This window comes from Bacillus sp. AFS040349 (genome assembly GCF_002577655.1).
GTDB lineage: Bacteria > Bacillota > Bacilli > Bacillales > Bacillaceae > Metabacillus.
In genome coordinates, this window is the sequence record NZ_NUMC01000043.1 from 1 (window position 1) to 26,654 (window position 26,654).

Genomic DNA, 26,654 nt, shown 5'->3' on the forward strand with positions numbered 1-26,654 from the left:
TTTATAAACTATCAAGAACAGGTAATTCGAACTTTACTTACTCTTCTTGTGGGGAAGAGTATGTTTGAAAAACCTGCAGAAACTCCAGTAAATAAACCCTATAGAAAACTTCAGGTGGATGACTTACCGATTTTCGAGTACCCCGAAAAATCAAATTATCAACTTCTCTTAGAAGAATTTTTAGAAAAAAGCGGGAAACCCCTCAAACCCGTTCAAAGGCGTTCTACTTCAACCCCTGTTCCTAAATCGTTGAAATGTCCAAAGTGTGGTGCTCCATCTGATTTCCTATATGCGAATAATGGAGACAAGGGTCAGTTTCAATGTAAGGTGTGTACTTGTCTTTTCAGTGAGAAAAATCGTTTTTCTAAAGAGGTCATTCTTAAGTGTCCCCATTGCGCTAAGACGCTTGAGAAAATCAAGAAAAGAAAAGACTTTGACCTTTTTAAGTGTAAGAATAATGCCTGTTCTTACTACCAAAGAAATTGGAACGGAATGACACCAAAAGAGAAAAGACTGTTCAAAGAAAATTCTCAGGCATTTAAATTGAGATACCAAACTCGACAGTTTCACATTGACTTTTTGCCTTTAGCTAAGGATTCTCCTACTTTGCCTGTTGTTGATTTATCAAGGATTTATGCTTCTCCTCATACATTGGGATTGATTTTGACCTACCATATAAACTATGGTTTATCGGCTCGTAAAACAGCTGCCATCATGCAGGATATTCACGGTGTATCGATTTCTCATCAAACCAATTTGAACTACGAGAACAGTGTAGCTCACTTGATTAAACCTTATGTGGATCATTATCCTTACGAACTTTCTGACCAATTCTGTGGTGACGAAACTTACATCCGTGTGAATGGACGTTGGTACTATCTCTTTTTCTTTTTTGATGCCGTTAAGAAAATCATTCTTTCTTATCCTGTTTCTCCTAACCGAGATACCGTTTCAGCCATTAAGGCCATCGACGATGTCTTATCAAAGTTTAAAGAGATACCTGAAAACCTATCCCTTGTGGTCGATGGAAACCCTATCTACTTATTAGCTCAACATTTTTTCGTTCAACACAATATCTCATTTGATGTTAAGCAAGTCATTGGTTTAACGAATGAGGATCCAGTTTCTAAGGAATACAGACCACTAAAACAAATTATTGAGAGACTCAATCGAACATTTAAAGGAAATTATCGTGCGACACATGGCTTTGGGTCGGAACATGGTTCCATCTCCTTCGTCACTTTATTTGTCGCCTATTTTAACTTCCTACGTCCTCATGCATCCCTTGAAGGAAAGGTGCCAGTAGTAAATCCAGAATTGTCAGGGCTTCCTACAATGCCTGCACGATGGACGAAATTGATTGAATTAGCTCAGCGCTGGATTGTGGAACAGCGAGCATAACTTTTGTTTAGCAGAGCCCTTCATCAGCAATCGGCGGAGCGAACTCTTGACAAACCGAACTTGCCAATGGTTTNNCTTTTGTTCCCTTCGCCCTTGTTGACCACAAACTAAACCATTGGTGTGTTTGTCAAGAGCGATTGCGGCGGTTAAAAGTTCAACTTCAGGTAACATTCCAGTCTAGATCTTGTTTTTTCATAGAACTTTTGACACTACCTAAAATACTCCCTAATCGGAATAAAAGATATTTAGTTGTGTTACACCTCTATGTTTTCCCTTTCATGTTATTTTAGATGAAAATAATTAGACCCTATTATTCAAATATTTGTTTGAATATATTGTGCTTTTAGATTAAAATTATTAACGTAAAATGTCAACATTAAAATGTTGGTTTGAATGAAAATAAAAAGGGAGAGTAAAATGAAAAACAAAAGAACCAGATCGATTGTACGTATTAGTCTTCTACTTCTTATGGCTTTAGCAGTAGCCTATACTCTTTATCAAAACTTTTTTACAGAAAAATTACGAGTTCAGGCAGGGGACCAAGCACCTGATTTTGTTCTTGAAGATATGAACGGTAACAACGTTCAACTTTCTGATTTAAAAGGAAAAGGAGTTTTTCTTAACTTTTGGGGTACTTGGTGCAAGCCTTGTGAAAAAGAAATGCCTTATATGGAAAGACAGTATAGCCATTTTAAGAATCTTGGTGTAGAGATATTGGCGGTTAATATTGCAGAAAGTGATATTGCTATTGAATCGTTTGTAAATAGGCATGGGCTTACATTCCCTATACTTAAAGATAAAGATCGAGCTGTGACGGAAGCATATGACATAACCCCGATTCCTACAACATTTTTGATCGATAAGAACGGAAAAGTGTTAAAAGTGATCACAGGAAGTATGACCGAAAGGGATATAGCAAATTACATGGAACTCATTAAGCCATAGAATTAATAAACAGTTAGGTGGTATCTTTTTGGAACAACTAAGCTTATTTCTTGCATTTGGTGCAGGTCTTTTATCATTTATTTCACCTTGTTCACTTCCTTTATATCCAGCTTTTCTTTCCTATATTACAGGAGTGTCGTAAATGATCTAAAAAAAGAAAAAGGTATTTTACGAAGGAAAGCTTATATACACACTATCTTGTTTTTGGTAGGATTTTCAATTATTTTTTTAGCTTTGGGGCTTTCTACTTCTTTTATCGGTACATTTTTTATGGATTATCAAGATTTGTTAAGACAACTTGGAGCTATTGTGATGGTGTTTTTTGGTTTAGTTCTAACAGGGGTTCTTAAATTTGATTTCCTACTTTCTGATAAGAAAATTCATTTTCAAAAGAGACCTTCAGGTTATATAGGATCAATTTTGATTGGAATTGGTTTTGCTGCTGGATGGACTCCTTGTACAGGTCCCATCCTTGCAGGAGTCATTGCGTTAGGTGTATCAGACCCAGGAAAAGGACTACTATACATGGTTTTCTATGTCTTAGGTTTTTCTATTCCATTTTTATTAATGTCTTTATTTATTGATAAGATGACTTTTCTAAAGAAACACAGTGCAATCTTTATGTCTATCGGAGGCATTTTGATGATTGTGATGGGAGTATTATTGTACTTTAATATGATGACAAAAATTATTGCAGTCTTAACAAGTTTGTTCGGAGGATTTACTGGATTTTAAGGGGTTTTTAGAATCATTCTTTTTAATGGATTAAAAAGCAAATCTGAAAAATTAAAAGTGTAGTTAAGTATATTTAAATGATTAAATCGTAAGGAGTTATTAGAATGGAACATGTCAAATGCGAATGTGGTCACTCCATTCCACATGGAACGGTTATTTGTGAATCTTGTGGACGAACTATCGGGAATAAGAAGGATGAAGTTTCTAAAAAACTATTGGATATGAGATACGATGGAGGCGCAAGACGCTCACAAACATATAAAAAGTCACTTATCGATAAGATTTGGAACTTTTTCTCATCCGTTAAAGTAGGAATTTGGATAATTGTTCTTCTTTTAATTGCTTCTGCGATTGGAACAATTTTTCCTCAAGAGATGTATATTCCTCCAACCGTTGTCCCACAAGAGTTTTATAAAGATGAATATGGATTTCTTGGACAAATGTATTATGAATTAGGTTTTCACAATCTATATAGTTCATGGTGGTATTTTTTATTAATAGCAGCTCTTGGAATATCACTTGTTATCGCGAGTTTGGACCGGTTTATTCCATTGTATCGCGCTTTGAAAAAACAAGGGATTACACGTCATGAAAGCTTCTTGCGTAGACAACGTCTTTTCAGTGAAACAAAAGTCGAAGAGAACCTTGATGAACAACTGGATTTGATAATATCAAACTTGAAGAGGAAGCGTTATCAAGTACGTGAAGAAAATGGTCATTTTCTAGCTGAAAAAAGTCGGTTTTCAAGATGGGGACCTTATGTAAACCATGTTGGATTAATTATTTTCCTCATTGGAGGAATGCTGCGATTTGTACCGGGGATGTATGTAGACGAAATGCTTTGGATTCGTGACGGTGAAACAAGTGTTATCCCAGGAACCGATGGAAAATACTATTTAAGCAGTGACAAGTTCATTATGGATACCTATCAAAAAGATCAAGAGGATGAAGTTTTTGCTAATACTCTTTCACGAGTCGGAGATGGAAATGTCGTTAAAAACTTTCAAACAAACGTGACTTTGTATGAACGAAAGGGTGAAATCGTTCACGGGGCAGAACCTGAACTTGAAAAGATAAAAGATGAACAAATTAGAGTTAATTTCCCCTTAAAACACGATTCATATGCTCTTTATCAAACCTCTTATAAATTAAATGAACTAAATAAGTTTAATTTTAGTTTAGTAGACAAAGAGACAGAAGAAAGTTTTGGCAAGATTACAGTTGATTTGTTAGAGCCAAAGAAGGAGTATGATTTAGGCAATGGGTATAAAGTTGAAATTGTGACTTATTTGCCAAACTTCTATTTCAATAGTGAAGGTGTACCTGATACAAAAAACCGTGTTCCCGACAATCCAGCATTTGTATTTAACATGATATCTCCTGAAAAACCAGAAGGTGAAAGAAGCTTTGTTGCCATTCAAAAAACGATTGAACCAGAGAAAGATAATCAATTAAAAATGAAATTTGAAGGCGTAGAGACAAAAAATCTGTCAGCTCTTACGGTTCGGAAAGATCATACGCTATGGTTTCTTGGTTTAGGCGGAGCTATTTTCATGATTGGTGTTATTCAAGGAATGTATTGGAATCATAGACGTATATGGATTAGACGCGATGGTGAACGTATATTAATTGCAGGCCATACAAATAAAAATTGGTACGGTATTCGAAATGAAGTGAACCGTATTTTAAAAGAAACAAGCATTCAAGAACTAACCGATCAAACAAACGAAAAAAGCAAAAATTCGTAGAGGAGGTAAAGATGTGGTAGCTCTAAGCAGTAACTTACTATACGCAGCATTCTTACTATATCTAATTGCAACATTTCTATTTGGAGGAGCCATTCGAGATAAAAGAAAGCAATACGAAAACCCAAGCAAATGGGCGACAGTCGCAATAACTGTTACCATTTTAGGTTTTATTGCACATCTCGGTTATTTTATCACTAGATGGATCGCTTCTGGACATGCACCGGTGAGCAATATGTTCGAGTTTATAACGGCATTTTCTATGATGTTTGTATTAGCATTCATCGTCCTTTACTTTTTATATAAAGTAGCCATTTTAGGTTTATTCACCTTACCAATTACATTATTAATTATTGCCTATGCAAGCATGTTCCCAACAGACATCTCTCCATTAATACCAGCATTGCAAACAGATTGGCTTGCAATCCACGTAACAACAACTGCACTAGGTTCAGCTATTTTAGCCAGTAGTTTCATTGCAGGGGTCATTTATTTACTTCGTTCTGTTGATCAGACGAAACGCTCAAAAGAGACTTTTTGGCTTGAGGTTGTCATGTACACGATTGTGGCGACACTTGCTTTTGTAGTGGTTACAAGTGTTTTCAGAGGGATGGAGTATGAAGCCGTCTACAAATGGGTTGATAAAAATGATCAAGAGGTTGAAATGACATATAATCTACCTTCCATTGTAGGTCCAAATCAAGGTGAATTACTTACAAAAGGTAAAATAGAAGCCTTTGTTGAAGTACCAGCTATCATTGCAGCAGGCAAACTAAACATAGTTATCTGGTCATCTGTTACAGGTTTATTTTTATACGGGGTGCTAAGACTGATTTTAAGAAAAAGAATTGCTGCAGCGCTTCAGCCATTAACGAAAAATATCAAACTTGATTTGGTCGATGAAATCGGATATAGATCCGTTGCAATAGGTTTTCCAATATTCACTTTGGGTGCTCTTATTTTTGCGATGATCTGGGCTCAAATTGCGTGGACGCGTTTCTGGGGATGGGATCCTAAGGAGGTATGGGCCTTAATTACATGGTTATTTTATGCTGCTTATTTACACCTCCGCCTATCGAAAGGTTGGCATGGTGAAAAATCAGCATGGCTCGGAGTAATAGGTTTTGGAATTATTATTTTCAACCTAATTTTCGTTAATCTAATTATTGCTGGTCTACACTCTTATGCATAAAGAAATAAATTCTTTTAAAGCTAACTAAAAGTTTATGTGATAAATCTAAATTCATTTTTATCTATGTTATTGGAGGGGAATAATCTTGTAGATCCCCTCCACTTATGTAAATTGAAAGTATTTTTGAAAATGTATTTTAAACATATCCGAATTTCTATTCTTATTCAACTCTCCTTATGATGAAAAGAAAGTAGAACCATCGATTTAAAAATTTCATCATCGATATAGTAAAATGCTAATTTACCTTCCTTTCTATAGTTAGCTACACCTGAGCGTTTTAAAAACCTCAAATGATACGAAGCTGTAGCTATAGAGGACTGAATAATATTAGCCACATCACATACACAAAGTTCCCCTTCTATAGCTAATGAAAGAATAATCTTTAATCGTGTCTCATCAGCAAGAAGTTTAAATTTTTTTGATAGATGAAGTGTACTTTTAGAACTTAACAAATCTTGTAACCTTGATACTTTTATAGGGTCATAACAATAGATCTCACATTCATCTTTTAGAGTATCTTTTATATTTTTATCAACTAATGACAATTTTCCCACCTCATTAAAAATATGTGACTAGCTTATAATGAGCAAGCTTTAATGTCAACATTCAAATATTTACTTGAATAAACAAGCGAAGCGTTTCATATTCTTTTATGTCACAAATCGTAAGATACACGTGTTACTTTATATTAGCTCTTAACAAAAGTCGTTTATAAGTAATCCAAAAATCATCATAAGTTATTATAAATGAAGGGATGCATGTTTAATGGATAAAAACAAGAAAGGTGATTATATCCCTGCACTAAAATATCATTGGATGACTCGATTTTATGATCCGTTAATTCAATGGGGAATGCAAGAAAAAAAGTTTAAAACGCATTTAGTTAAGCAAGCAAACCTCCAACCAAAGGAAACGATAATGGATTTTAGCTTGCGGTACAGGTACGCTGGCACTTTTAATACAGCAATCACAACCTGGTGTGCAAGTAATTGGGGTTGATGCTGATCCTAAAATATTATCAATTGCTAAGGAGAAAATTAAAGAAACTCAAGTTAATAATATTACCTTTGAGGAAGGGTTTTCTGATAAACTTCCCTTTTCCAATAATCTATTTCATCACATATTTACAAGTTTATTTATTCATCATTTAACTCTAGAAATTAAAAAGAAAACATTTGAAGAAGTTTATCGGACACTCAAATCTGGTGGCCAATTACATATTATTGATTTTGAAAAGCCACAAAATTGGTTGATGCGTGTTGCATTTTTTCCTATTCAATTTTTAGATGGGTTTGAAACAACTTCAAATCATGTTAAAGGAATTATCCCTAACCTATTAAAAGAAACAGGATTTGTTTTAATTGAAGAAACTGGACAATTTTCAACTATCATGGGCACACTAAGGGCATATAAAGCTTTAAAGCCATAAGCTGTTTGATTTTTTATCAGACTTCTTTCATATTTAGTACCTGTAATTTTCAAATTTCCATTTTATTGTAAAAAGTAAATAGTTCTGACAATAAAATTTTAAAAACAGAGAGATGGGAATGACATACATGGAGAATATTTCACCTTTAAAAGCAGTTATGGATATCTGGAAGGTTAAACGAGGTAAACCAGAAGACATTCCCTCTCGGCAACAATCTCGTTTAGCTGAACTTATTAGTTTTGCACGATCAAACGCTCCATATTACGCACAAAAATACAGCGAGTTGCCCGAACAGATTACAAGCTTACAACAAATCCCACCAGTCACGAAATCAGAACTCATGGCTAATTTTAATGATTGGGTGACTGACCCAGAAGTAACCATCGAAAGTGTGAAAGAATTTGTATCAGATATGTCATTAGTTGGACAACTTTTTTTAGGACGCTATATGGTATCGACCACTTCAGGGTCAACCGGGGTACCCGGAATCTTTATTCAGGATAAAGGTTCAGATACGATCATGAAAACATTGATGGCGATTCGCGGAACAACAAAATTGAAATGGAGTGACATATTGAAAGTGGCAGCCAAAGGCGGACGAAATGCGGCGGTATGCTCTACAGCTGGGCATTTTACAGCATTCTCCACTGCTGAACGCCTACGTTTAAAACAGACAAACGGAAAAATAAGAGCTTTTTCTATCCAATCTCCCCTATCCAAGCTTGTCAAAGAATTGAATGAGTATCAACCAGCTTTAATTGGAGGGTATGCCACAGCGATGGAAATTCTAGCAGAAGAACAAAAAGCAGGTCGGTTAAATATTCAGCCTGTAGCGATCCTTTTGGGGGGAGAAAAGTTATATCCAAATGTTCGTGAGAAACTAGGATCCGTTTTCCAAGCTCGCGTTCTAGATCTTTACGGCGGTACAGAAGCAACAGCCATGACTTTCGAATGTGAAGAAGGTCAGTTTCATGTAAATACAGATTGGATTATATTTGAACCAGTAGATGAATATTACCAACCTGTGCCACCAGGGAAGCAATCTCATTCGGTTCTAATTACAAATCTAGCCAACAGAATACAGCCTCTTATTCGTTATGAACTAACTGACCGTGTTATCATGTCCCCAGAACCATGCAAATGCGGGAGACCATTCCCGGTCGTTCAAGTCGAAGGGAGAAAGGATGACATTTTCAAATTCTCTAGCTCCAACGGTCAAATCGTTCATGTTCTGCCCTTGGCTCTCAAAACCATTGTGGAGGAAATACTAGGCGTAAGGCGTTTTCAACTAATTCAAACGGCACCAGATAAATTAACAGTACGTTTAGAAGTGGACGAGGGTAATCTTAGAGATCAAGTTTGGGAAAATGTTAGAGAAGCTCTATTAGATTACTTTGCTACCCAGGGACTAACTAACCTTTCAATAGAAAAATCGGAAGAATTGCCACAAAGGCACCTTAAAAGTGGAAAGTACCAGCATGTTTTGATTGATTATCTTAAATAAAACAAATATTAAATAACATTGACGTATATTCTGTACGCTAAGAGATTTCAAATTTGCTTAAAGTATTAAATTCACGTTTTTGCTCTGGACATATAAAGACAAGGCTAATTCACCTTAGTGTTGGAGAAATCAGTCTTATCTTTTCTATTTATTATATAAATCCCAAATAGTACATAAAATAAATATCATAAACATTATTACTTTTAATAATAAGCTTTTTTTGTACTACACGTAACAAAAACGAACATTTTTGTTACATGTAGTGATGATCAACTTTTAGTCTAGCTAACTCGTTTAATGAGCGTAACAAAAATATGTAACAATATTATTCGTAACAATATTTATCACGAATGGATTTTGGTACAATATTTGATAGAGGAGAGGATGAACATGAAGTTTGGCTATATGCGTGTTTCTACATTTGATCAAAATTTGGATCGCCAAAAGAAACAACTTGAAGAATTTGGGTGTGATCGCATTTTCTTTGAAAAAGTAACCGGTACAAAACGAGAGCGACCGGAGTTGAATCGTATGTTGGAATTTTTGCGAATGAACGATACGGTTGTTGTGACGGATCTGACTCGTCTATCCCGTTCTACGAAAGACCTTATTGAAATTACAGAACTCATCTCACAAAAGGGAGCGCATTTAAAAAGTTTAAAGGAATCCTGGCTTGATACAACAACAGCACATGGGAAAATGTTGTTTACTATCTTTGCAGGTATTGCTCAATTTGAGAGAGATTTAACTTCTGAACGGACAAAAGAAGGGATTCTGGCTGCAAGGAAACGAGGAAAATATCCTGGAAGACCGAAAACCGATGAGGAAAAGGTTAAGTATGCCTTGTATCTTATGGACCAAGGGTTGAGTCGTACTGATGCTGCCGAGAAGGCTGGTATTTCTCGCATGACTTTGTATCGTAAGATGCAAAATAACAATAAAATCGAGTAGCAACCATCGGACAAAGGAATTCTGTCGATCATTTCTCAGATTTACTTTGCCCCTGGTTGCACGAACGCTGGTACTGCCCCAAAGAGCCAAACCCTTGATATCAATGGGTTTGGCTCTTTGACTTACTTCGTATAGTTGACATTATGTTAACTAGTTTTGTATAGAGTATTCATCTGATAAAATAATTCCAGAAATCCCTAGTGTTAAAAAGGGCCAACCTAAATATAAGATTGGCTCTTGTCATTATTTTTTGACTTCTTCATGCTCATATTTTATTAATTTCATTTGTTTAAGTACTTTAGGAAGATTAGTTTCGTTTACTCGTGAAGGTTCAACAGCAAGATATAAAGTGACTTTACCACGAATAGTTCCATCTTTATCCGTAGGAAGTATTGTTGTTTTTAATACATAACTAAATTGCTCTTCTACATCTTTTAGATTTGTTGAAGTCCTTATGTAAACAGGTTTATTACCTTCTGGCATGGAATAACCATTGATTTTCTCATCTTCATAATAATTCTTAATATGGTTCATTATATCTTTATGGTAAAGGTCTAACATGAAATTTCCGAATAATTGGTTATTTGCTTCAACCATTGATGGAAACTCAATATCTTTCACTTTTTTGTTTTTAGTTTTATATTTCTTTTATGTTGTTTTTTAATACACCATATTTATAAAAGTTATGGCTTACTTCCCAAAAATAGAATAGAGTAATCTTCCGCAATAGAATAAGCTTATCTTGAATTTAAAGGTCAATGCTTTTTTACAATAAGGTAATTACGATAATATATCTGGTTTCAAAAAATAAATACACCATCAATGAAACTACTATATTTTATGAAATTACCATATTTTAAAAAGGCCTTATCTTATCTATATAATTTATAATAAAGACAATTGAAGAGCTTAATTATCTGTATCTCGAAAGGATTACCAATCCCCTTTCTAGTTTAAAAAATATCCTTATCAGCGTCTTTTAAACGTTTCCTACGCTCAGATAACGCTTCGGCGGCTTTACGAGCTTTCTCTTGACTGGTATGAACATATAATAATGCCGTAGTTTCAGAAGTGTGTCCAAGCTGCTCCATAACGAGGGAGAGGTCCTTAGTTTCGTCCATTAGATTAGTCGCATATGTATGACGTAATTTATGAGGAGACATGCTGCGTTTTCCTTTATTAAACGCTTTAGTATATTTTCGTACTAGATCTTGAATTGTTCTAACTGTAGCAGGGGAGAAACCTTTATTATATTTTGAGAGAAACAAGTATTCATGCTCTGCATTAGTACCCTTATATCGCTTATTCCTTATATGTAAATATGCCTCTATATCTTCCATAACCTCTGCAAAGACAGTCACAATATCTTTCTTATCACCTTTTCTCATAACAGATATTGTACTCTTTTCAAAGTTAAGATCTCTAATTCTAATTTCAGCAATCTCGTTTACACGTATACCGCTACCTAGAAGAAGGGAGAGGATGGCGTAATCTCTTTCTTTATCTCTTAAAAAATAGGATAGTTGACGATTAGAAAGCCCTTTCTCATAATCATTTTTAACATAATATAGGAAATCAATATCAGAATCGTCCTGAAAGATAGCATCTGCCATTTTATTACTTCGGGAATTTAATGATTCTTTTTCTTTTATGACAGGTATTTTTTGCATAACATTACGATGAAATAGTGGCTCACCATCGTTACCCTCATATTGAGTCGTTAGGTATTTAAAAAGAGAACGTAAAGCTGATTTCTTCCTGTTAATGATAGACTTTGAACGAGTTTTCTTTTCATGCTTAGAAACATTATATTCTTCTTCTTCCAACTTCCTAAAGTATGCTTTCGCTAACTCAAGGGGGAGGGTAGCTAAAATATCATGATGAATGTCGTTTAAATGATCTGCTTCTGAGATTCCTTCCTGTATTAACCATTTAAAAAAATCTTGATAATCTAATAAATAATTTAATAGGGTGGAGGGAGACCGCTTGTTGTCCTCCATAGCAAATATATAATCCTTAACATATTCTGGCATTTGAGAGTATAATGCTTTATATTTTTCTTTGTGTTTTTGATGTTGTCTGGTATTGGCCAATAAAGACATCCTTTCTAATTGGAAATTATGTAGAATTTCGTGTAAAATACAATTTTTACGAGTAGTTGTTTACATAATAAATTTATTGTTAATTAATATAATAGTAGTGATCTTGTATATTCCATAAAGTCTATCAAATGATCTTCAACTAATCTTTGTAAGGTAGATAAATTGGTTTCTTGAAAATCGTAAACAGCAATATTTCTAAAACCCACTAAAAACTTCATTTTTTGAACGATTGAAGAGGGGAGAATATAGGCTGTTTCTAATAATGTAAAAGCATCTAGACTATTTTGCGGCAAACCAATTTTCTTTTCAATAACAATATGCATCGCCAAATCAATACTTGCTTCACACGCACGTTGCAAGTTAAGGATGATAGAGTCTTGCTTAGTGATATTTTGTAGATTTTCGGGATTATTGTCATATTCTTCTTTGACTCGTTTAACACAACGTTCAATAACGTTGATTTTATTTAGAATTACATCATTCTTCATTTAAGATTGACTCACTTTCTAGAACATAGTTACAATTAATTTAATCATTGGAATATAAAGTCATTTAATATAAGGCACATTACGGTGTTTCAGTTTTTGCTAATTGCGCTTAAATATAAATCCAGAGAATCTTCTACTTCTTCAGCAACCAATTGGATAAAATCAGAATAATCCTCTTTTGTATGTGATAAATCAAGTGCCTCATAATATGCTAATCGATTTTTTACTTTTATAACAACTGGTGGATACCCATCCTTCATCAGCTCTAAATTTAACAATAAGCGTGATGTTCTTCCATTTCCATCGATAAATGGATGAATACCAACAAAAATAGCGTGTAACATTGCACCACGTACGACTGGATGAAGTTTAACTCCTTCGTCATGATACCAATTCATCATTTGCATCATTTTTTCAGAAATCAAGTAATGTGCTGGAGGAGTATGTTGTGCACCCGATATGAATACTTGTTGATCACGATAAACCCCAGCATATTCATCATCAATTCCTTTAAGTACTAGCCGATGCAAATTTTTAATTTGCCATTCAGATAAGGGATCACTTTTATGTACAATATCCTCAACATACTGAATAGCATCACGATGGTTTATAACTTCTAGGTGTTCTCGCATAGTTTTTCCACCTACAGTTATTCCTTCTAACACTATTTTCGTTTCATTAATAGTGAGTGTATTACCTTCAATTGCATTTGAATTATAAGTCCATTCAAGCAACATCTTTTCTCTGAGGCCTTTTAATGTGTATTTTGGTAATGGCCGTGCTGTATCTAATGCGGCCTTTTTACGATTGATTTCATCAAACATTGATTATCATCCTTTACATGAACATAATTTTGATAAATTTAAATTATTCTTATTGCTCATCTGGATAGTAAAGGTATTTACGAAGAACAATATCTCGATGCTTTAAGGATTCACCATTAAAACGAAGCCATATTTCATCATCTGCCATTACTCCATGTGTTTTACGAACGATTCCCCAACGGTTATAAATTTTCAACCCGAGGACATTTAATAATTCATCGGTATTGGCCCTAGTAGGGGGAAATACACGCCATTTTAGCCATCTTTCTAGTTCTTCTTTAGTTATGGATCCCTTAGGGTTAGGGGGAAATTGTTTATTAAACCCTTCAATGTAATTAATAACGTATGGTCTGTCACTTCCAGGTGGTTTTAGAACTACTTTTGCAATAAATCATCAAAAAACATTACATCAAACTTCATATAACCGATCAATTTTATCACCTTAAATTTTCTAACATATTTCAAATTCATTTCGGAAAAACTTTCATAAATTGACTTAATTTTATTATAGCAAACATTTGTTTTGTTTTCTATATTCAACTATTCGTAAAATTAGTATTTTACACGAAGTTTGTATAAAAGGAGGAAGATTGTATATAACAATCCTCTTCCTTTTTATGTGAATAATTATGTTGATTTTCAGTGTTCTTTTGTAAATAAAGAAATATTAATATCTTTTAATCCATCGATAACAAACACTTCTTTTGATTCAAAACATTCTAAGTGAATCCGGAATTGTCCGCACTTTTCTAGATTATCCAAAAATGATTCTAACCCACCAGATTTTTCATTTGTAATTCCTGTTATGTGATATTTATTATTAAATGTAATTTCAATTAGTACGTATTTTTCACGTTCTGTCAGGTTTACATCAATGTTATTGTCCATATCAATATACAATTGTTGGTCAAAAAATTGAAATAAGTCGACTGATTTTTTTATTTGTTCAAGTACACTTTTGAATTGTTGTTGATTCTCATATACTTTACCTATAGCTGGATATAAAGCAGATCCAGTATGATCTGAAAGCTCTAAAGCGCCGAGAAAAATAAAATCATTTCTTTTTTGTATTGAAACGGGTAAGCAGGTTTCTTTAACATAAATATTTAATTGATTTTCTCCTGCAAGTTCAATTGTAGTAAGTGATGTTCCATTCTTACCTATATCAATAATACCAACTTTCTTTCCAACAGTATCATTAGAATTGAAAAATTGATCATAATAATGGTAAAAGAAGTTCTTAAAATGAATAATTCCTTCAGAAAGGCATCCTTTCTCAACAAAACTAAGGGAAATTCCGAGGAGGGCTTGATAATTTGCTTTATCCCTTAACAAACATTCTTCAAAATAATGTATTGCATCGTCGTATAACCCTAGAAATCTATATAATTCCCCCTTACGAGCATATGCCTGGTACATATTAGGTTCTATGAGAATTGCTTGATTGACATGATATAAGGACATTTCTAGGTCCATATTTTCAAAATAACAAATACTGATATTTAAGTGAGCTGAAGAAAAACTATTGTTTAATTCAAGACATAATTTATAATTATTAATAGCATTTTGATTATCATTATTAAGCCAAAAGATATGAGCTAAATTGTAATATAATTCAGGGGTTCTTTTGATGGTTAGTGCATATTCTAATTGTTGAACTGCTTCAGTATACCTTTTAAGCGCTCCTAAGGATGTCCCTTTTATGAAATTCGCTGCATAATTTAATGAATTTATTGATAACACACTATTACTATATTTAACAGCTTCTTCAAATTTTTTACACATTTCGTTAAGAGCAGCGCATTGAAGAAATATTTCTTCCTTCGGATAGAATGTCACTAAACTTTTATAGATATCCAGCGCTTCTTTATACTCTCCTTTTTTAATTAACTCATCTGTAAAATTCAGTTTATCTTCTAAAGGTTTTAAGATAGCTTCCTGGGTATCCCCTAAAACTGAAAGTATTTGAGAAGAATTTATTACTTGATTTTGGTAAATTTCTTTTATTATCTTACTAGCTACTGATTGAACTGAATGAACTTGAATTAATCTATCTATATCATTTAAACCAATGTGTCCTCTTTTACTTCTTAAAGTTTGTAACTCTACTTTTAAACTATTTAGAAACTGGTTAATATTAATTGAAATCTGTTGGTTTTCAGCCCATGTCCAAACAGTTGCTAAAAGAATAGCATCAATGGTTTGTTCTGGAAAACATTTATATTCACTATTTATAAAAATATCTTTTTCCTGTTCCAATCCTAAACTAAATATTTTTTCATGAAATTCTAAGGCGATATTTTGTTTAAACGTTTCATCAAAATCTGACTCTATTACGTTGCGATATTGATCTCTTAATTTTATTAACTGATCCAGTTCTTGATTAAAATTTGAGCCAACAATCATTAAGCCATTACTTGGTTCAAGAAATGATTCTTTGAATATTTTCTTCAAATCAGATATAGTTAAATTTTTTTTCTTTACCTGAACAGAAATAAAAGTATTTTCTTGATGAATTACAAAGTCATTAATTGTTTCAATACTTAAGCTTTTTACAGTGTTGCCCCTATTTATGTATTCAAAGAAGCAAATTATTGCAGAAATATCTTGATAGATTAATCCCGAAGAATTATAAGCACCTCCGGATAATTTCTTTCCAAAGTATGGTGGTTTTTCATTCATATTTAGATCACCCTATTAAAAAAATTATTTAATACTTCAAAGAATTAAATTTAAAAAACATCTAATTTGTTTTAGTTTTTTGAGATTAGATATTAGCCACACCCTGCTATACCTTCTTAGCATCACTAATTGCATTAATTTTCTCTTCAACAAGCTTAATCATATATTCATTTATATATATCTGATTCCTTCTCTTCCAATCTGAAATGAAAAAATTAAAAGTCGTGATAAAATACATAGAAAGAAATATACCAACTATAATTAGAGCTATAATTTGATTAGTGATATAAGTTAATAATGGGGACCCATATTCGAATTTACCAGTTTGAGGAGATAATTGAGAGTTGAATAAATAACATAAATTGCCGTTACTAATCATATTATTATTCCTCGTAAACCAAAATAAGATATTTCTTTTTGATGTGCTTCTAGATGCTTCTTAATTACATTATATATTGTTAAAGGTTCTAAACTACCTTTACCAAAATACTTCTCTAAAACTGCTAATTCTTCTTGTGCATTTTCCCTTATATTTTTATATTTTTTTGTCTATTTATTATTTTTTGTAATATGTTCTTATTCATTTTCTCACCATTTTTAAGGAACTTTATCATTTCTTGTTCAAATACAATTTGTTGTTCTAAATTTCTCTGAAGCAATTCTTTATTGATTTCAACAATAATATTCATTCCTGATATAGAAACAACTTGTCCAAAGGGGCTTTCTTTTGTTTTATCAAATAATATCTCTCACCATAATTAAGCATCTTACTACTATGTATATTTTACCATTTATACTCAGGATTTCTAAAAAAATATAGAAAATTTGGTCTTCCTTAATATATATAGTTAAATTAGATTTTTTATAATCTTAAACTCTTCGCTCAAAACTGATATTTTACACGAAGTATTTTAAAAATTAAGAGAGGTTTCCTCCCTCTTCTGTTTTTATCTTTTACCTGTTATTTCCAATTGGACGATTATTTGAAGATAGCATTTTTCAATTGCGTAGTATTCTTGTAATGTGCAGCAATGGAAAACTGTATTAATCATGTCTCTTTCAAACTATAGCACGAATTTCCCTGAATATCCTAAGACAAATTAGCTTGAGCTTATGTCTTGTGGCTCTCTCTCAGTCGGTTTATATCCGCTCTAGGTGAAAAACCGAACATGCGGGAATATTCTCGACTGAATTGCGATTGACTTTCGTAGCCCACCCTGAATGCGACATCAGCTATATCTGATGACTCAGCTAATAATAAACGTCTAGGATTTCGCTAGGGCTAATCTCAAGTTTTAGAGCTAAATAAGGAGAGTCAGCTGAGGCTTTGATAACTTGCCCTGTAACTGGCAAGTCAATGGATGCCACAATGTAATCCCAAGGACCATACCTAAAATATTCCTCTCCTAACCATACCTCTTTTTCTCCTTGTACGATAATGCAAAAAGAGGGCTCATTAACCCTAGAGATGGGTTCGGTAATAATAGATTCACGGATGAGAAATAAAGATGAAATAGAGGTTTGATGAACACCATCCTGCCATGTGTAACGCTCAATAAGTTTTCGTAGTATTCTGCTTATCAATTTTCTCAGACATATCTTATCTCCTTCTTCGTTCATCTTAGATTGTTTCATTTTACTTGATATTGGTTGAGTGAGGAAGTGATTTGATAGGATTAGGCAAAAACCTGATAGTAATGGGTTTAGGTTTAGTTCCTGATTTGTGACATAATTAGAAGTGCAATATCCTAACTAAAAATAGATATGTGTTAATAAATGAAAGTGAGGATTAAAGAAGTGGAATATGTGAAACTAGGTAATACAGGATTGGATGTATCTAGATTTTGTCTTGGCTGTATGAGTTTTGGTGAAGCAGAAAAATGGATTCATAAATGGGTACTTAATGAAGAGCAAAGTCGCTCTATTATTAAAAAAGCACTTGATCTTGGGATCAATTTCTTTGATACGGCAAATGTATATTCAATGGGAACCAGTGAGGAATTTCTTGGACGAGCTCTAAAGGATTACGCCAATCGTGATGAAGTTGTAATCGCAACAAAGCTACATGGCCGAATGCATGAAGGTCCAAATGGCGCAGGATTATCCCGAAAGGCAATCATGAGTGAAATTGATAAGAGCCTGAAGAGACTGGGAACCGATTATGTAGATCTTTATATTATCCATCGTTGGGATTACAATACCCCTATCGAAGAAACGATGGAAGCATTACATGATGTGGTGAAAGCTGGAAAGGCAAGATATATCGGTGCATCAGCCATGTACGCATGGCAATTCCAAAAGGCATTACATGTAGCTGAAAAAAATGGCTGGACTCGCTTTGTTTCGATGCAGAATCATTACAATCTCATATACCGTGAAGAAGAAAGGGAAATGCTTCCTCTTTGTAAAGAAGAAAAAATTGGGGTGACTCCATATAGTCCGCTTGCATCAGGAAGATTAACCCGTGATTGGTTGGAATCAACTCAACGCTCCGAAACAGACTTCATATTAAAATCTAAATATGATGCGACTGCTGAAGCAGATCGATATGTTGTAGAGAGAGTTGCTGAATTGGCAGAAAAACATGGAGTTCCACGAACTCATATCGCACTGGCTTGGCTACTACAGAAAGAACCAGTAACTGCGCCCATTATAGGTGCAACGAAAATCTCTCATCTCGATGGTGCTGTAGGTTCTTTATCAGTTAAGCTAACTCCTGAAGAAATGACATACTTAGAAGAACCATATGCACCACACCCAATAGTTGGTCATAATTAATCCTTTGTTTATAAATAAAAGATAACCCAATTTTCTTTACAAGGAAGATTGGGTTTTCTTATAATCTTCGAGGAATCTCCACTTGCTCTAACAAAATCACCTAAAAATGAAGATATTTATTGCGAAGTATTTAGTCAATTGTGTACTTATAAGAGTTTCCACAACATGGCCGATTGATGAAAAAAGAGACTTGGATTGAATCCTAGAGTTTCATCCCACTTGATGTGTTAATAACACTTATCTCTCTTTCCTGAAAAAACCGTCTAAATCCCAGTAATTTCAATGGTTTAAGACGTTATTTATACTTAGGTTTAGTTGTGTTACACGAAGTTTATTTAAGAGTTAGAAAATGCTAGCTTCTTTAACTTACTCGGTCACAATCGAAAATCCCCTTCATGCTTATACCTAAACGTTGCGTCAATGATGATACTACATGCGAGCGGATTGGTCTGTTCAACCTATCTCAATAGCTTGTCCAATTGCAACGGTCAGTCAAGTGATGAATGACCGTTGTCAAATCATTGTGGAAAAAACAGGTCTTATTTCTGAATCCTTTGTCTACTTTTCTAGGATATCTTCAGATTTACCGAAGTCTTTATTTAATATCCTATTTTAGTATGATTTTCTTACCTATAACCATTTTAAACAACATCTAAAAATTCATCGATCGTCAGTTGCTCAAAATTCTCAAAAATATTTTGTCCGGTTTCAAGGAATCTATCTGAAAGTAGGTATCTTCTTACATTTTTAATTTTTTTCTCTTCAACTGAAGTGAACGAATAATTCTGTTCATGTACAGTTACATTTATACCCATTTGTACAATTTGTTCGATAATTTCTTTTATATAATTATGAACCCACCGCCTCATTTTCTTCTTAAATGGGACCGGTAATTGTCCCCAAACAGGATTAATTTTTTCACAAATACTTGTACTATTAAAAGAAAAAGGTTGTGGTCCGATATTTTTACCTATAACACTTCTTATAGAATTTCGAACCTGCGTTTGTAGAATTTCTCCATTTTCTTTCTCTAATTGACCATTAATATCTACTGGAATAATATAAATCAGAGCATTGTTTAATAAAGTTTTTTCATTTATAACCCTATGACTCTCTAACTCCTCTCCATTTCGCACTGATAAGTATAAACCATCTGGTTTAATTTCAATTCCAAAAGTATCATGCTTCATAGCATGTCCCAACGTATCTTTAACTTTTTCACTAATAGATTGCAGAGTTTCAAACATATGTTGTTCTTTTTGTTGATTAACACCATAAATAACTTTTGTATTTATTTTCGCTTTACTTTCTAATCCAAAAAAATTTTTTAAATGATCCAATGGTAAACTCAGGTATCCAGCAGCTTGCCTTGTTCCATGATGTGTCCAATCAACATCAAAGTCTTGGACTTTGCATTCAATTAATAAATATTCTTTATCACTGTCCTTATATAAGACTACTTCTGGTGTCACTGCTTTTTTAGGTTCACATATTCCTTTTAACTTTTTTATACTCCCCAGGTCAAGCGGTATAGTCTTTTCTATTTGTTTTAAAGAATAACCTTGCCTATTAAAATATGGATTTAAGCTAGAACCTTCCGGGTATGGTAAACTCAAATGTATTAGCAAATTTAGTTGAAATAATGGAGTCAATTCTGTTCTCATAAATCTTTGCCACCTATTACTTGATTTAATATTCCTTCATACGGAGAGTTACCAATATATACATCAATCTGTGGATCTAAGAATTTCTGAATATTAGTTACTAAGCGATGAATTGTATTCCCGCATGTACCTTTTGGAAGAAATAGAATAAATTCTTCCTTACTTAAATCTAGAACAACATTTTGCCATAAGTGAAGATCTACCCCGTAAATGTGCACCCTTTCTTCACTCACCCTTTTTATTTCACCATAAATTTTAAATGGTTCTCTTCCTTTCGGAAAAGTGTATTCCACAAAATTATTAAATACATAATTATTTAAAGGCTTACTAAACCTAATTGTAACGGGACTTGCCTTAAAAGAATTATCTATTAGATTATTCTTACTCTTTATTTCCTCTACCTCTATCCAAGTCTTTTTCTCCAAACGCTCTGTCATATCTTGATATACAGAGACGATTTGTTTCAGTTGCATACGATGATCAGAAAAGCTATCGGAGCGATTTGTAAACTTACCATTTTGATATACATCATGACCACCTTTTCCAACATGACTTGGAAAGCGTAAACTTCCAACTGAGTGAAAAGAAGAGATGTACTGTCTCACTCCATTTAGTTTATGTACTATACCACCTAACTCTTCTACTAATGATACCGACGAAGCTTTATGTTCTATAATCTTTTCTTTATTTAGGTGATCTATTTCAAACATTGAATTAAACTCGAATTTCATTTTTGTAAAACGTTCTGGGGGATGGTATAAAGTAATTTCCCTTAAAAAGTTGTCATACATTTTACCAGAAATCCATAAAGAGTCTAAGGTTGTTGACTTCTTTACATAAGATTGGGCTAGTTGGTCTGAATACTTAGAAGATTCAGTCGTATATAATGTACAAAATCGTGGATTTATCTGCTCGATAAACCCTACTAATTTATTATTTTCATTTAAAGTATATAATTCCTCATCTATTTGTTTAAGAAAATGTTTTTGGTCACCAAATAAATTCTGAATATTTAAAATTTCTTTCGAAATAGGTACAAACCCAAAAAGGCTTTCATTAAATGTTTCAAACACATATGACTTTAAGAGAGTATTTTTCATTTTATAATTATCAATTTGCTCTTTGGTACTTTGAGAATATTCTTCCAGATAACTAAATATATCTTCTCTAGAATTCCACTTACCTTCCACTCTAACAGTTCCCCCCATGTTATATGATTATAAGTACGAAAAAACCCTCCCCATGTAAAGATGAGGAGGGTTCGTGGGAACGGTGCGCTCAATTGCGCGGAGTGCTAGGACTCATTGTTCCCAAACATTGAATGCGCTCGGTTACGCGGTGCGCTAAGGCACAACATACTATATTATATACTGATACTTTACTACATATTCCATCATATTGCAATATTTTATTCCTCTAGAGTAGCAGCCGCTGTCTGGTATGCACTTTGTTTCAATTGCTCTTTCAATGTTTCAATTTCATCCATTAATTCTTTATTTTTTTGTTGTTCCTCAATTAATTTAATTTCTGCATCTTTAAATTTTTTAAACATATTAGGCATGAAATGCTCCATAACTGCTAAATCAATCTTATCCAATACTTCTGATCTAACTTTTGCATTTTTTCCATCTTTTGAATGTTGATATAAAACCCTATTTTTGTCTACCCCACGAATAGCCTCTAAACAAATTCCACTTTCATGATGAAGTCCATCACTTGAATCAACATCAATATGAAGAGGATCACTATCTCCGTGTTTTCCCGAAGTAATAGGTGCTACAAGAAGTTGCCCTTTATTATTATCAAACAATACTACTGCAGGATGTAAAAATGTTAGTTCTTTGTTAAAATGCCCAAATAACTCAACTTCCACTATATGGCCTCTAGATAGATTTTTCCTAAAGATACGAGGAATTTTTTTTGATTGGTCTAAAACATATCTTTCCAGTCCCATTAACCAACGAATACCATAATATTGGTTTTGTTTCAGTATTACATTAAATAAATCTGATAGTAGTTCATTACTGTCTTTAATTAACTCTAGATCTTCATGCATTTTAGGTATATTTGCACTTGGAGTTGCTTTGAAACCACTTAGTTTCGCTTTGTATTTATTTGTTCTCAATCAGACCTCTCCTACTTCAAGTATATAATTCTAATGCTCCTCTATTATACTCTTATTAACGGAGTTACTTAAAGAAAAAATACAGATAGATAGTATTAGATTAATAACAATTCAATGTTTTCCATCCGTATAATACTAGATTATTCATACTCCATTAGTTAGGCACAAAAGCACTCCCCCTTCCAACCGGTTGTGTTAGATAGTTATCGCTCCCTTTTCCTCTTGTTCATACCGTACGTGAGACTTTCATCTCATAAAAAGGCAGTGTCTTATATTAACGCAATTAAGGGATTTACTGTATTTGCGAGTTCAGTTATTATCCTATATTTAATTACACAGCTATTATTGGAGGTGACAAAGTGCTTTTTGAAAAAAATTCACTCTTTGACAAGATTAAAAAGCAAGGAGCCACGGGAAAAGAACAGAGTACTACTACTCCTGTTCCTTCAAAAGCAAAAGTGTGAATGCAAATATTTTACCTAAATTTGGACATAAACTAGAAATATCATCCAAGAATAGAGAAGTTTGAAAGCTAAAATAGCAATTGATAAATATGAATATAAATGCTATTATTAATGTATCCTAAAATTTTTAAAGGGATGTTTTTTCATCCTCTTAAAATGTGTAACAAAAAAGCGGCTCTTCGGAGTCGCTTTTTTGGCTTTTATTTACTTTTTCATAGACCTTTTAGGTTCTCTTTTACCTGGTCAACAAAGTTTTTAGGACTATTATTTATATAGTATATTCTTTCGCTATTAAAATGTTCTGTTCCCACCAATTGCAAATCTATTTTTGCAGTTGATATCTTATTATCATTGTAAATAAGCTGAAGATTTATATCTTGATCATCCCTTGAAAAGGATTTACCTTCTGTTATATGAGATTCCCAATTCACTTCAATTAATTTTCCTTCTCTATTAATTTCTCTTATCATTTGAAGAATGACATCCTCACTTGAAGGATCGTCACTATACTCAAACATTGATTTAGAAAGGTTCTCAGGTAAAAAAAGTGAAGAAAAATACTCCCTCTCTTCTTCTATCAATGTAGCCGCCATAAAGTCAATCGTATTACCAACAGATTGAAATTCTTCTATAATTTCAACATCATAGTCATAACCAGCCTCATTATGATCATGGCTATGATTATGTTCATCATCTGAAGAATGTACTAAACTCTCGTCTAGTACATTCATTAATTCTTTCCCTTGTGCAATATCAGCCGAGTTAGTTTTAAAAAATAATAAATAGACTCCAGCACCAATAACCATTAAAACTATATATCCAGTAAAGAATAATATAAATCTCTTAATACTTCATCACCTACTAATCTAATTGCAGGAGCCCTGATCCTATTGGATCAATAGCGTTTGATTTATTTGTTGACCAATCCCCTTTACGAATTTCAAAATGAAGGTGTACACCTGTAGAGCTACCTGTTGTTCCTTTTATTCCAATCACTTGCCCTTTTTGAACTGTTTGTCCCGTCTGAACCCTTCTACTACCAGTAACCATATGAGCATAAACCGTAGTATAAGTTTCACCTTCGATATTATGTTTTATCATAATACATTCTCCATAACTTGAAGATGTATAGGACCTAACTACAACGCCATCCGCAGAGGCTACAATAGGGTCTGTTGAAGCATTTGAACCAATATCAATACCAGCATGTAATTTCCCCCAACGAGGACCAAACGGACTTGTGATGGGCCCTAAAGAAGGTCGCATAAATTTTCCTTTGGTTACTTCTGGAGTACCACCAGTATTTGAAGCAAATAATTCTGCATAGTGTACAACCTCATCAACATAGGCATTCGAATGGTTATAGCTATAAATCGCTTTACGTTTATCTTCTAAAAAACCATTATCCTTTAAAAGGTGTGCGGATGAAAAAACTGCATCCCATATGTTCCACATATCTGCCTCACCATCATTATTCCCGTCTGTTCCATATCCTCCCATTCTACTAATATATGAAATGCTCTTTTTATTACTTTCTGATATATTACCTTTACCATTACCGCTACATGTAGGATCTTGCCAACCAACCCAGGTACAAGGCATGAAGTAGAGTAAGAACCCAGCGCCTTGGCATATTTCTATACTAGGTTTCCAAGAACTCCTCCCCGAACCGTACGTACACCTCTCGGCGTATACGGCTCTCCACCTATCAATCTAACTTACCGTTGTGTAGATCGAGATGACACTTCTTACAGAGCGCCATCGTCTTACGGTTTCGTTCAATCATACGCTTTTCCCATCTTTTTTTGCCATCAAGGTTTTTTAGTTTCTTAATGTGATGGATTTCTAGTTCTACATTTTTTGAGTAACACCATTCGCATTGACCTGCAAGTAATCTTTCGATTAAACCTGTTCGGTTATAAATAATGTTCCTTGTTTTAGAAATCACATCAACATCAGAGTATGAAGATGGGAGTAATTGTTTTTTGAATCCATCTTTATAGAAGTAAGCAATTTTACTGCCGTTGGCAGTATCATACCTTACCGCAAAGTCTCCGTTTATACTGTATTTTCTATGAATTTTTCTTACACTTGATTTGTATTTATTAGCGAAAGTTTTGTACATGCTGTATTCCATGATGAATTTGAATCCATCTAGCTTATATACGTTATTCGCTAGTTTGTAATAGTTATACAAACCCCTTATTTCAGCATTATAGATGGTCAATATTTCAAGGTCATCATTTTGTAAAAGATGTGCTCGATGTGTAGACTCCCATTTGTTTGTTTTTTTATCTATTTTTAACGCTTTATATTCGATTAATTTATTACGCCAAACTTCATAAGGTAGTAATAGTTCACAGCTCATTGTTCTTGTTCTTTGTTTATGTCCACTAGCCGTGTATTTTGTCGTTTTATTATCATGACTAATTTTGATGTCATATCCAAGAAATCTTGCTCTTTTACTAGAATGAGTAATGAGCGTTTTTTCTTGAGACAATTCAATTTTCATTTCTTGATTGAGAAAATTACTGATGTCATGTTTTATTTGCTGACAATCTTTTTTACTACCAATAACCCCAATAATGAAATCATCGGCGTATCGCACGTATTGTATTCGTTTGTAGTTTTCGTCCATAGGGTCTTTATAGGGTAATTCCATCATGTGATTTTTCAACTCGTCCAAGTGTTGACGTGCTTCTTCTTTTTCTATTTCATCCATTTCAGACCATTTCTCTTTATACCTAGCATTCGCACGGTAGAGTCTGGCTTCACGTGTACGATACTCTTTTAGTCGTCTTCTTCCTTTTCCTTTATCAAAGTTCTCCTTGTAAGACATGATAAATTCATCAAGTTCATGTAAATAAATATTTGATAGGATTGGACTGATAATACCCCCTTGCGGAGTACCACTGTACGTTTTGTGATAGTGCCAGTCTTCTAGATAGCCAGCCTTCAGAAACTTCCAAATCAGATTGATGAATTTCTCATCTTCAATTCTTCTTTTAAGTAGTGTTATTAACTTGTGATGATCAATATTATCAAAGAAACCTTTAATATCTCCTTCGATAAACCATTTTGCTCCGGTAAATCTGTCTTTTACTTGCATGAGTGCTGTATGACAGCTTTTTTCTGGTCGAAACCCATGAGAATGTGGAGAAAATGTTTTTTCATACATCGCTTCGACTAACAACCTTACTACTTCTTGTACGAGTTTATCTTCGAAAGATGGTATGCCTAATGGTCTTTTACCAGTTTTCTTTTTTGGAATGTATACCCTTTTGGACGGTTTAGGTTGATAACTACAATCTTTCATACTTTCAATTAATCGTTCTATACGTTCTAGACTCATCCCATCAATGGTTTGTCCATCGACACCTTGTGTCATATTGCCTTCCTTCGCATTAATCCTTGCGTAAGCCATTAAATAGAATTCTACATTATAAAGATTTCGATAGATTCGTTCGAATTTGTAATCTTTGCGTATTGACTGTTTTTCTAGACTGTCTAACACAGTGTTTGGACTTCTCATAGAGCCTCACGCTCCTTTCCAATTTTAGTTAGACTTGATAAGCTGTTCCCCTTCGCCATGTAATGGGCTTTCCCCATCTCGGACTACTACGAG

General features: G+C 33.6%; 25 protein-coding genes and 1 pseudogene. 11 read left to right on the plus strand and 15 right to left on the minus strand.

The window, feature by feature from the left end; translation table 11 throughout:
- From COD11_RS10300 to ccsB, 5 genes and pseudogenes are all read left to right on the plus strand, one after another.
- On the plus strand, positions 1 to 1,401 hold a 1,401-nt coding region (locus COD11_RS10300), incomplete at its 5' end, for a DDE-type integrase/transposase/recombinase (protein ID WP_369689276.1).
- 417 nt (positions 1,402 to 1,818) lie between these two features.
- Complete coding sequence (gene resA, locus COD11_RS10305) at positions 1,819 to 2,346, plus strand: thiol-disulfide oxidoreductase ResA (RefSeq protein ID WP_061785993.1); 528 nt, start codon at positions 1,819 to 1,821, stop codon at positions 2,344 to 2,346.
- 28 nt (positions 2,347 to 2,374) lie between these two features.
- Positions 2,375 to 3,081, plus strand: a pseudogene (locus COD11_RS10310) (cytochrome c biogenesis CcdA family protein).
- 104 nt (positions 3,082 to 3,185) lie between these two features.
- Positions 3,186 to 4,829, plus strand: a complete 1,644-nt coding sequence (gene resB, locus COD11_RS10315) for a cytochrome c biogenesis protein ResB (RefSeq protein ID WP_098796757.1) — start codon at positions 3,186 to 3,188, stop codon at positions 4,827 to 4,829.
- Positions 4,830 to 4,842: 13 nt separating this feature from the next.
- Positions 4,843 to 6,018 carry a c-type cytochrome biogenesis protein CcsB gene (ccsB, locus tag COD11_RS10320; RefSeq protein WP_098796760.1) on the plus strand — a complete coding sequence of 392 codons (1,176 nt, stop codon included), beginning with the start codon at positions 4,843 to 4,845 and terminating at the stop codon, positions 6,016 to 6,018.
- A gap of 164 nt (positions 6,019 to 6,182) precedes the next feature.
- Here ccsB and COD11_RS10325 read toward each other — a convergent pair whose 3' ends face one another.
- Positions 6,183 to 6,563 (minus strand): ArsR/SmtB family transcription factor, encoded by a 381-nt coding sequence (locus tag COD11_RS10325; protein WP_082138369.1) that lies wholly within the window; start codon positions 6,561 to 6,563, stop codon positions 6,183 to 6,185.
- Between the two features lie 220 nt (positions 6,564 to 6,783).
- Between COD11_RS10325 and COD11_RS27455 the strand changes: the two genes are divergently transcribed.
- From COD11_RS27455 to COD11_RS10340, 4 genes are all read left to right on the plus strand, one after another.
- Positions 6,784 to 7,017, plus strand: a complete 234-nt coding sequence (locus tag COD11_RS27455) for a hypothetical protein (RefSeq protein ID WP_231309849.1) — start codon at positions 6,784 to 6,786, stop codon at positions 7,015 to 7,017.
- Entirely contained in the window at positions 6,998 to 7,447 is a 450-nt protein-coding gene (locus tag COD11_RS10330) for a class I SAM-dependent methyltransferase (protein WP_231309848.1), read from the plus strand. Before COD11_RS27455 ends, COD11_RS10330 begins: the two co-directional genes overlap by 20 nt.
- A 127-nt stretch (positions 7,448 to 7,574) precedes the next feature.
- Entirely contained in the window at positions 7,575 to 8,951 is a 1,377-nt protein-coding gene (locus COD11_RS10335) for a phenylacetate--CoA ligase family protein (protein ID WP_098796763.1), read from the plus strand.
- A gap of 390 nt (positions 8,952 to 9,341) precedes the next feature.
- Complete coding sequence (locus COD11_RS10340) at positions 9,342 to 9,902, plus strand: recombinase family protein (protein ID WP_098796766.1); 561 nt, start codon at positions 9,342 to 9,344, stop codon at positions 9,900 to 9,902.
- A gap of 243 nt (positions 9,903 to 10,145) precedes the next feature.
- Here COD11_RS10340 and COD11_RS10345 read toward each other — a convergent pair whose 3' ends face one another.
- From COD11_RS10345 to COD11_RS10380, 8 genes are all read right to left on the minus strand, one after another.
- Entirely contained in the window at positions 10,146 to 10,499 is a 354-nt protein-coding gene (locus COD11_RS10345) for a hypothetical protein (protein ID WP_098796769.1), read from the minus strand.
- A 356-nt stretch (positions 10,500 to 10,855) separates the two neighbouring features.
- On the minus strand, positions 10,856 to 12,004 hold the full coding sequence (gene xerS, locus COD11_RS10350) for a tyrosine recombinase XerS (protein WP_396653920.1): 1,149 nt from the start codon (positions 12,002 to 12,004) through the stop codon (positions 10,856 to 10,858).
- A gap of 83 nt (positions 12,005 to 12,087) precedes the next feature.
- Positions 12,088 to 12,492: a type VII toxin-antitoxin system HepT family RNase toxin gene (gene hepT, locus COD11_RS10355; RefSeq protein ID WP_098796774.1), complete on the minus strand. Its 405-nt coding sequence runs from the start codon at positions 12,490 to 12,492 to the stop codon at positions 12,088 to 12,090.
- 89 nt (positions 12,493 to 12,581) lie between these two features.
- On the minus strand, positions 12,582 to 13,316 hold the full coding sequence (locus tag COD11_RS10360; RefSeq protein WP_098796777.1) for a Fic family protein: 735 nt from the start codon (positions 13,314 to 13,316) through the stop codon (positions 12,582 to 12,584).
- Between the two features lie 49 nt (positions 13,317 to 13,365).
- Positions 13,366 to 13,512: a hypothetical protein gene (locus tag COD11_RS27460; RefSeq protein WP_231309847.1), complete on the minus strand. Its 147-nt coding sequence runs from the start codon at positions 13,510 to 13,512 to the stop codon at positions 13,366 to 13,368.
- A 443-nt stretch (positions 13,513 to 13,955) separates the two neighbouring features.
- Complete coding sequence (locus COD11_RS10370) at positions 13,956 to 15,998, minus strand: tetratricopeptide repeat protein (RefSeq protein ID WP_098796780.1); 2,043 nt, start codon at positions 15,996 to 15,998, stop codon at positions 13,956 to 13,958.
- Positions 15,999 to 17,109: 1,111 nt separating this feature from the next.
- A complete protein-coding gene (locus tag COD11_RS28175) occupies positions 17,110 to 17,214 on the minus strand; it encodes a hypothetical protein (protein ID WP_483296286.1) in 105 nt (34 codons plus the stop codon).
- Positions 17,215 to 17,249: 35 nt separating this feature from the next.
- The gene (locus COD11_RS10380; protein WP_483296287.1) at positions 17,250 to 17,618 is read right to left on the minus strand and encodes an AraC family transcriptional regulator; all 369 of its coding nucleotides are present in this window, start codon (positions 17,616 to 17,618) and stop codon (positions 17,250 to 17,252) included.
- Positions 17,619 to 17,795: 177 nt separating this feature from the next.
- Between COD11_RS10380 and COD11_RS10385 the strand changes: the two genes are divergently transcribed.
- Entirely contained in the window at positions 17,796 to 18,776 is a 981-nt protein-coding gene (locus COD11_RS10385; RefSeq protein WP_098796829.1) for an aldo/keto reductase, read from the plus strand.
- 433 nt (positions 18,777 to 19,209) lie between these two features.
- Positions 19,210 to 19,392 (plus strand): hypothetical protein, encoded by a 183-nt coding sequence (locus tag COD11_RS26485; protein WP_141549672.1) that lies wholly within the window; start codon positions 19,210 to 19,212, stop codon positions 19,390 to 19,392.
- Positions 19,393 to 19,417: 25 nt separating this feature from the next.
- Here COD11_RS26485 and COD11_RS10390 read toward each other — a convergent pair whose 3' ends face one another.
- The 6 genes from COD11_RS10390 to COD11_RS10415 all read right to left on the minus strand — a co-directional run bounded on the left by COD11_RS10390 (position 19,418) and on the right by COD11_RS10415 (position 26,561).
- Positions 19,418 to 20,440 (minus strand): hypothetical protein, encoded by a 1,023-nt coding sequence (locus tag COD11_RS10390; protein WP_098796786.1) that lies wholly within the window; start codon positions 20,438 to 20,440, stop codon positions 19,418 to 19,420.
- The gene (locus tag COD11_RS10395) at positions 20,437 to 21,630 is read right to left on the minus strand and encodes a hypothetical protein (RefSeq protein WP_231309845.1); all 1,194 of its coding nucleotides are present in this window, start codon (positions 21,628 to 21,630) and stop codon (positions 20,437 to 20,439) included. Before COD11_RS10395 ends, COD11_RS10390 begins: the two co-directional genes overlap by 4 nt.
- 218 nt (positions 21,631 to 21,848) lie before the next feature.
- Complete coding sequence (locus COD11_RS10400; RefSeq protein WP_231309844.1) at positions 21,849 to 22,565, minus strand: type II toxin-antitoxin system PemK/MazF family toxin; 717 nt, start codon at positions 22,563 to 22,565, stop codon at positions 21,849 to 21,851.
- A gap of 676 nt (positions 22,566 to 23,241) precedes the next feature.
- Positions 23,242 to 23,835 (minus strand): hypothetical protein, encoded by a 594-nt coding sequence (locus tag COD11_RS10405; protein ID WP_098796790.1) that lies wholly within the window; start codon positions 23,833 to 23,835, stop codon positions 23,242 to 23,244.
- A 55-nt stretch (positions 23,836 to 23,890) separates the two neighbouring features.
- Positions 23,891 to 24,631, minus strand: coding sequence for a M23 family metallopeptidase (locus COD11_RS10410; RefSeq protein ID WP_098796791.1), 741 nt, complete (start codon positions 24,629 to 24,631; stop codon positions 23,891 to 23,893).
- Positions 24,632 to 24,737: 106 nt separating this feature from the next.
- The gene (locus tag COD11_RS10415; protein WP_098796793.1) at positions 24,738 to 26,561 is read right to left on the minus strand and encodes a reverse transcriptase/maturase family protein; all 1,824 of its coding nucleotides are present in this window, start codon (positions 26,559 to 26,561) and stop codon (positions 24,738 to 24,740) included.
- Positions 26,562 to 26,654: the final 93 nt, after the last annotated feature.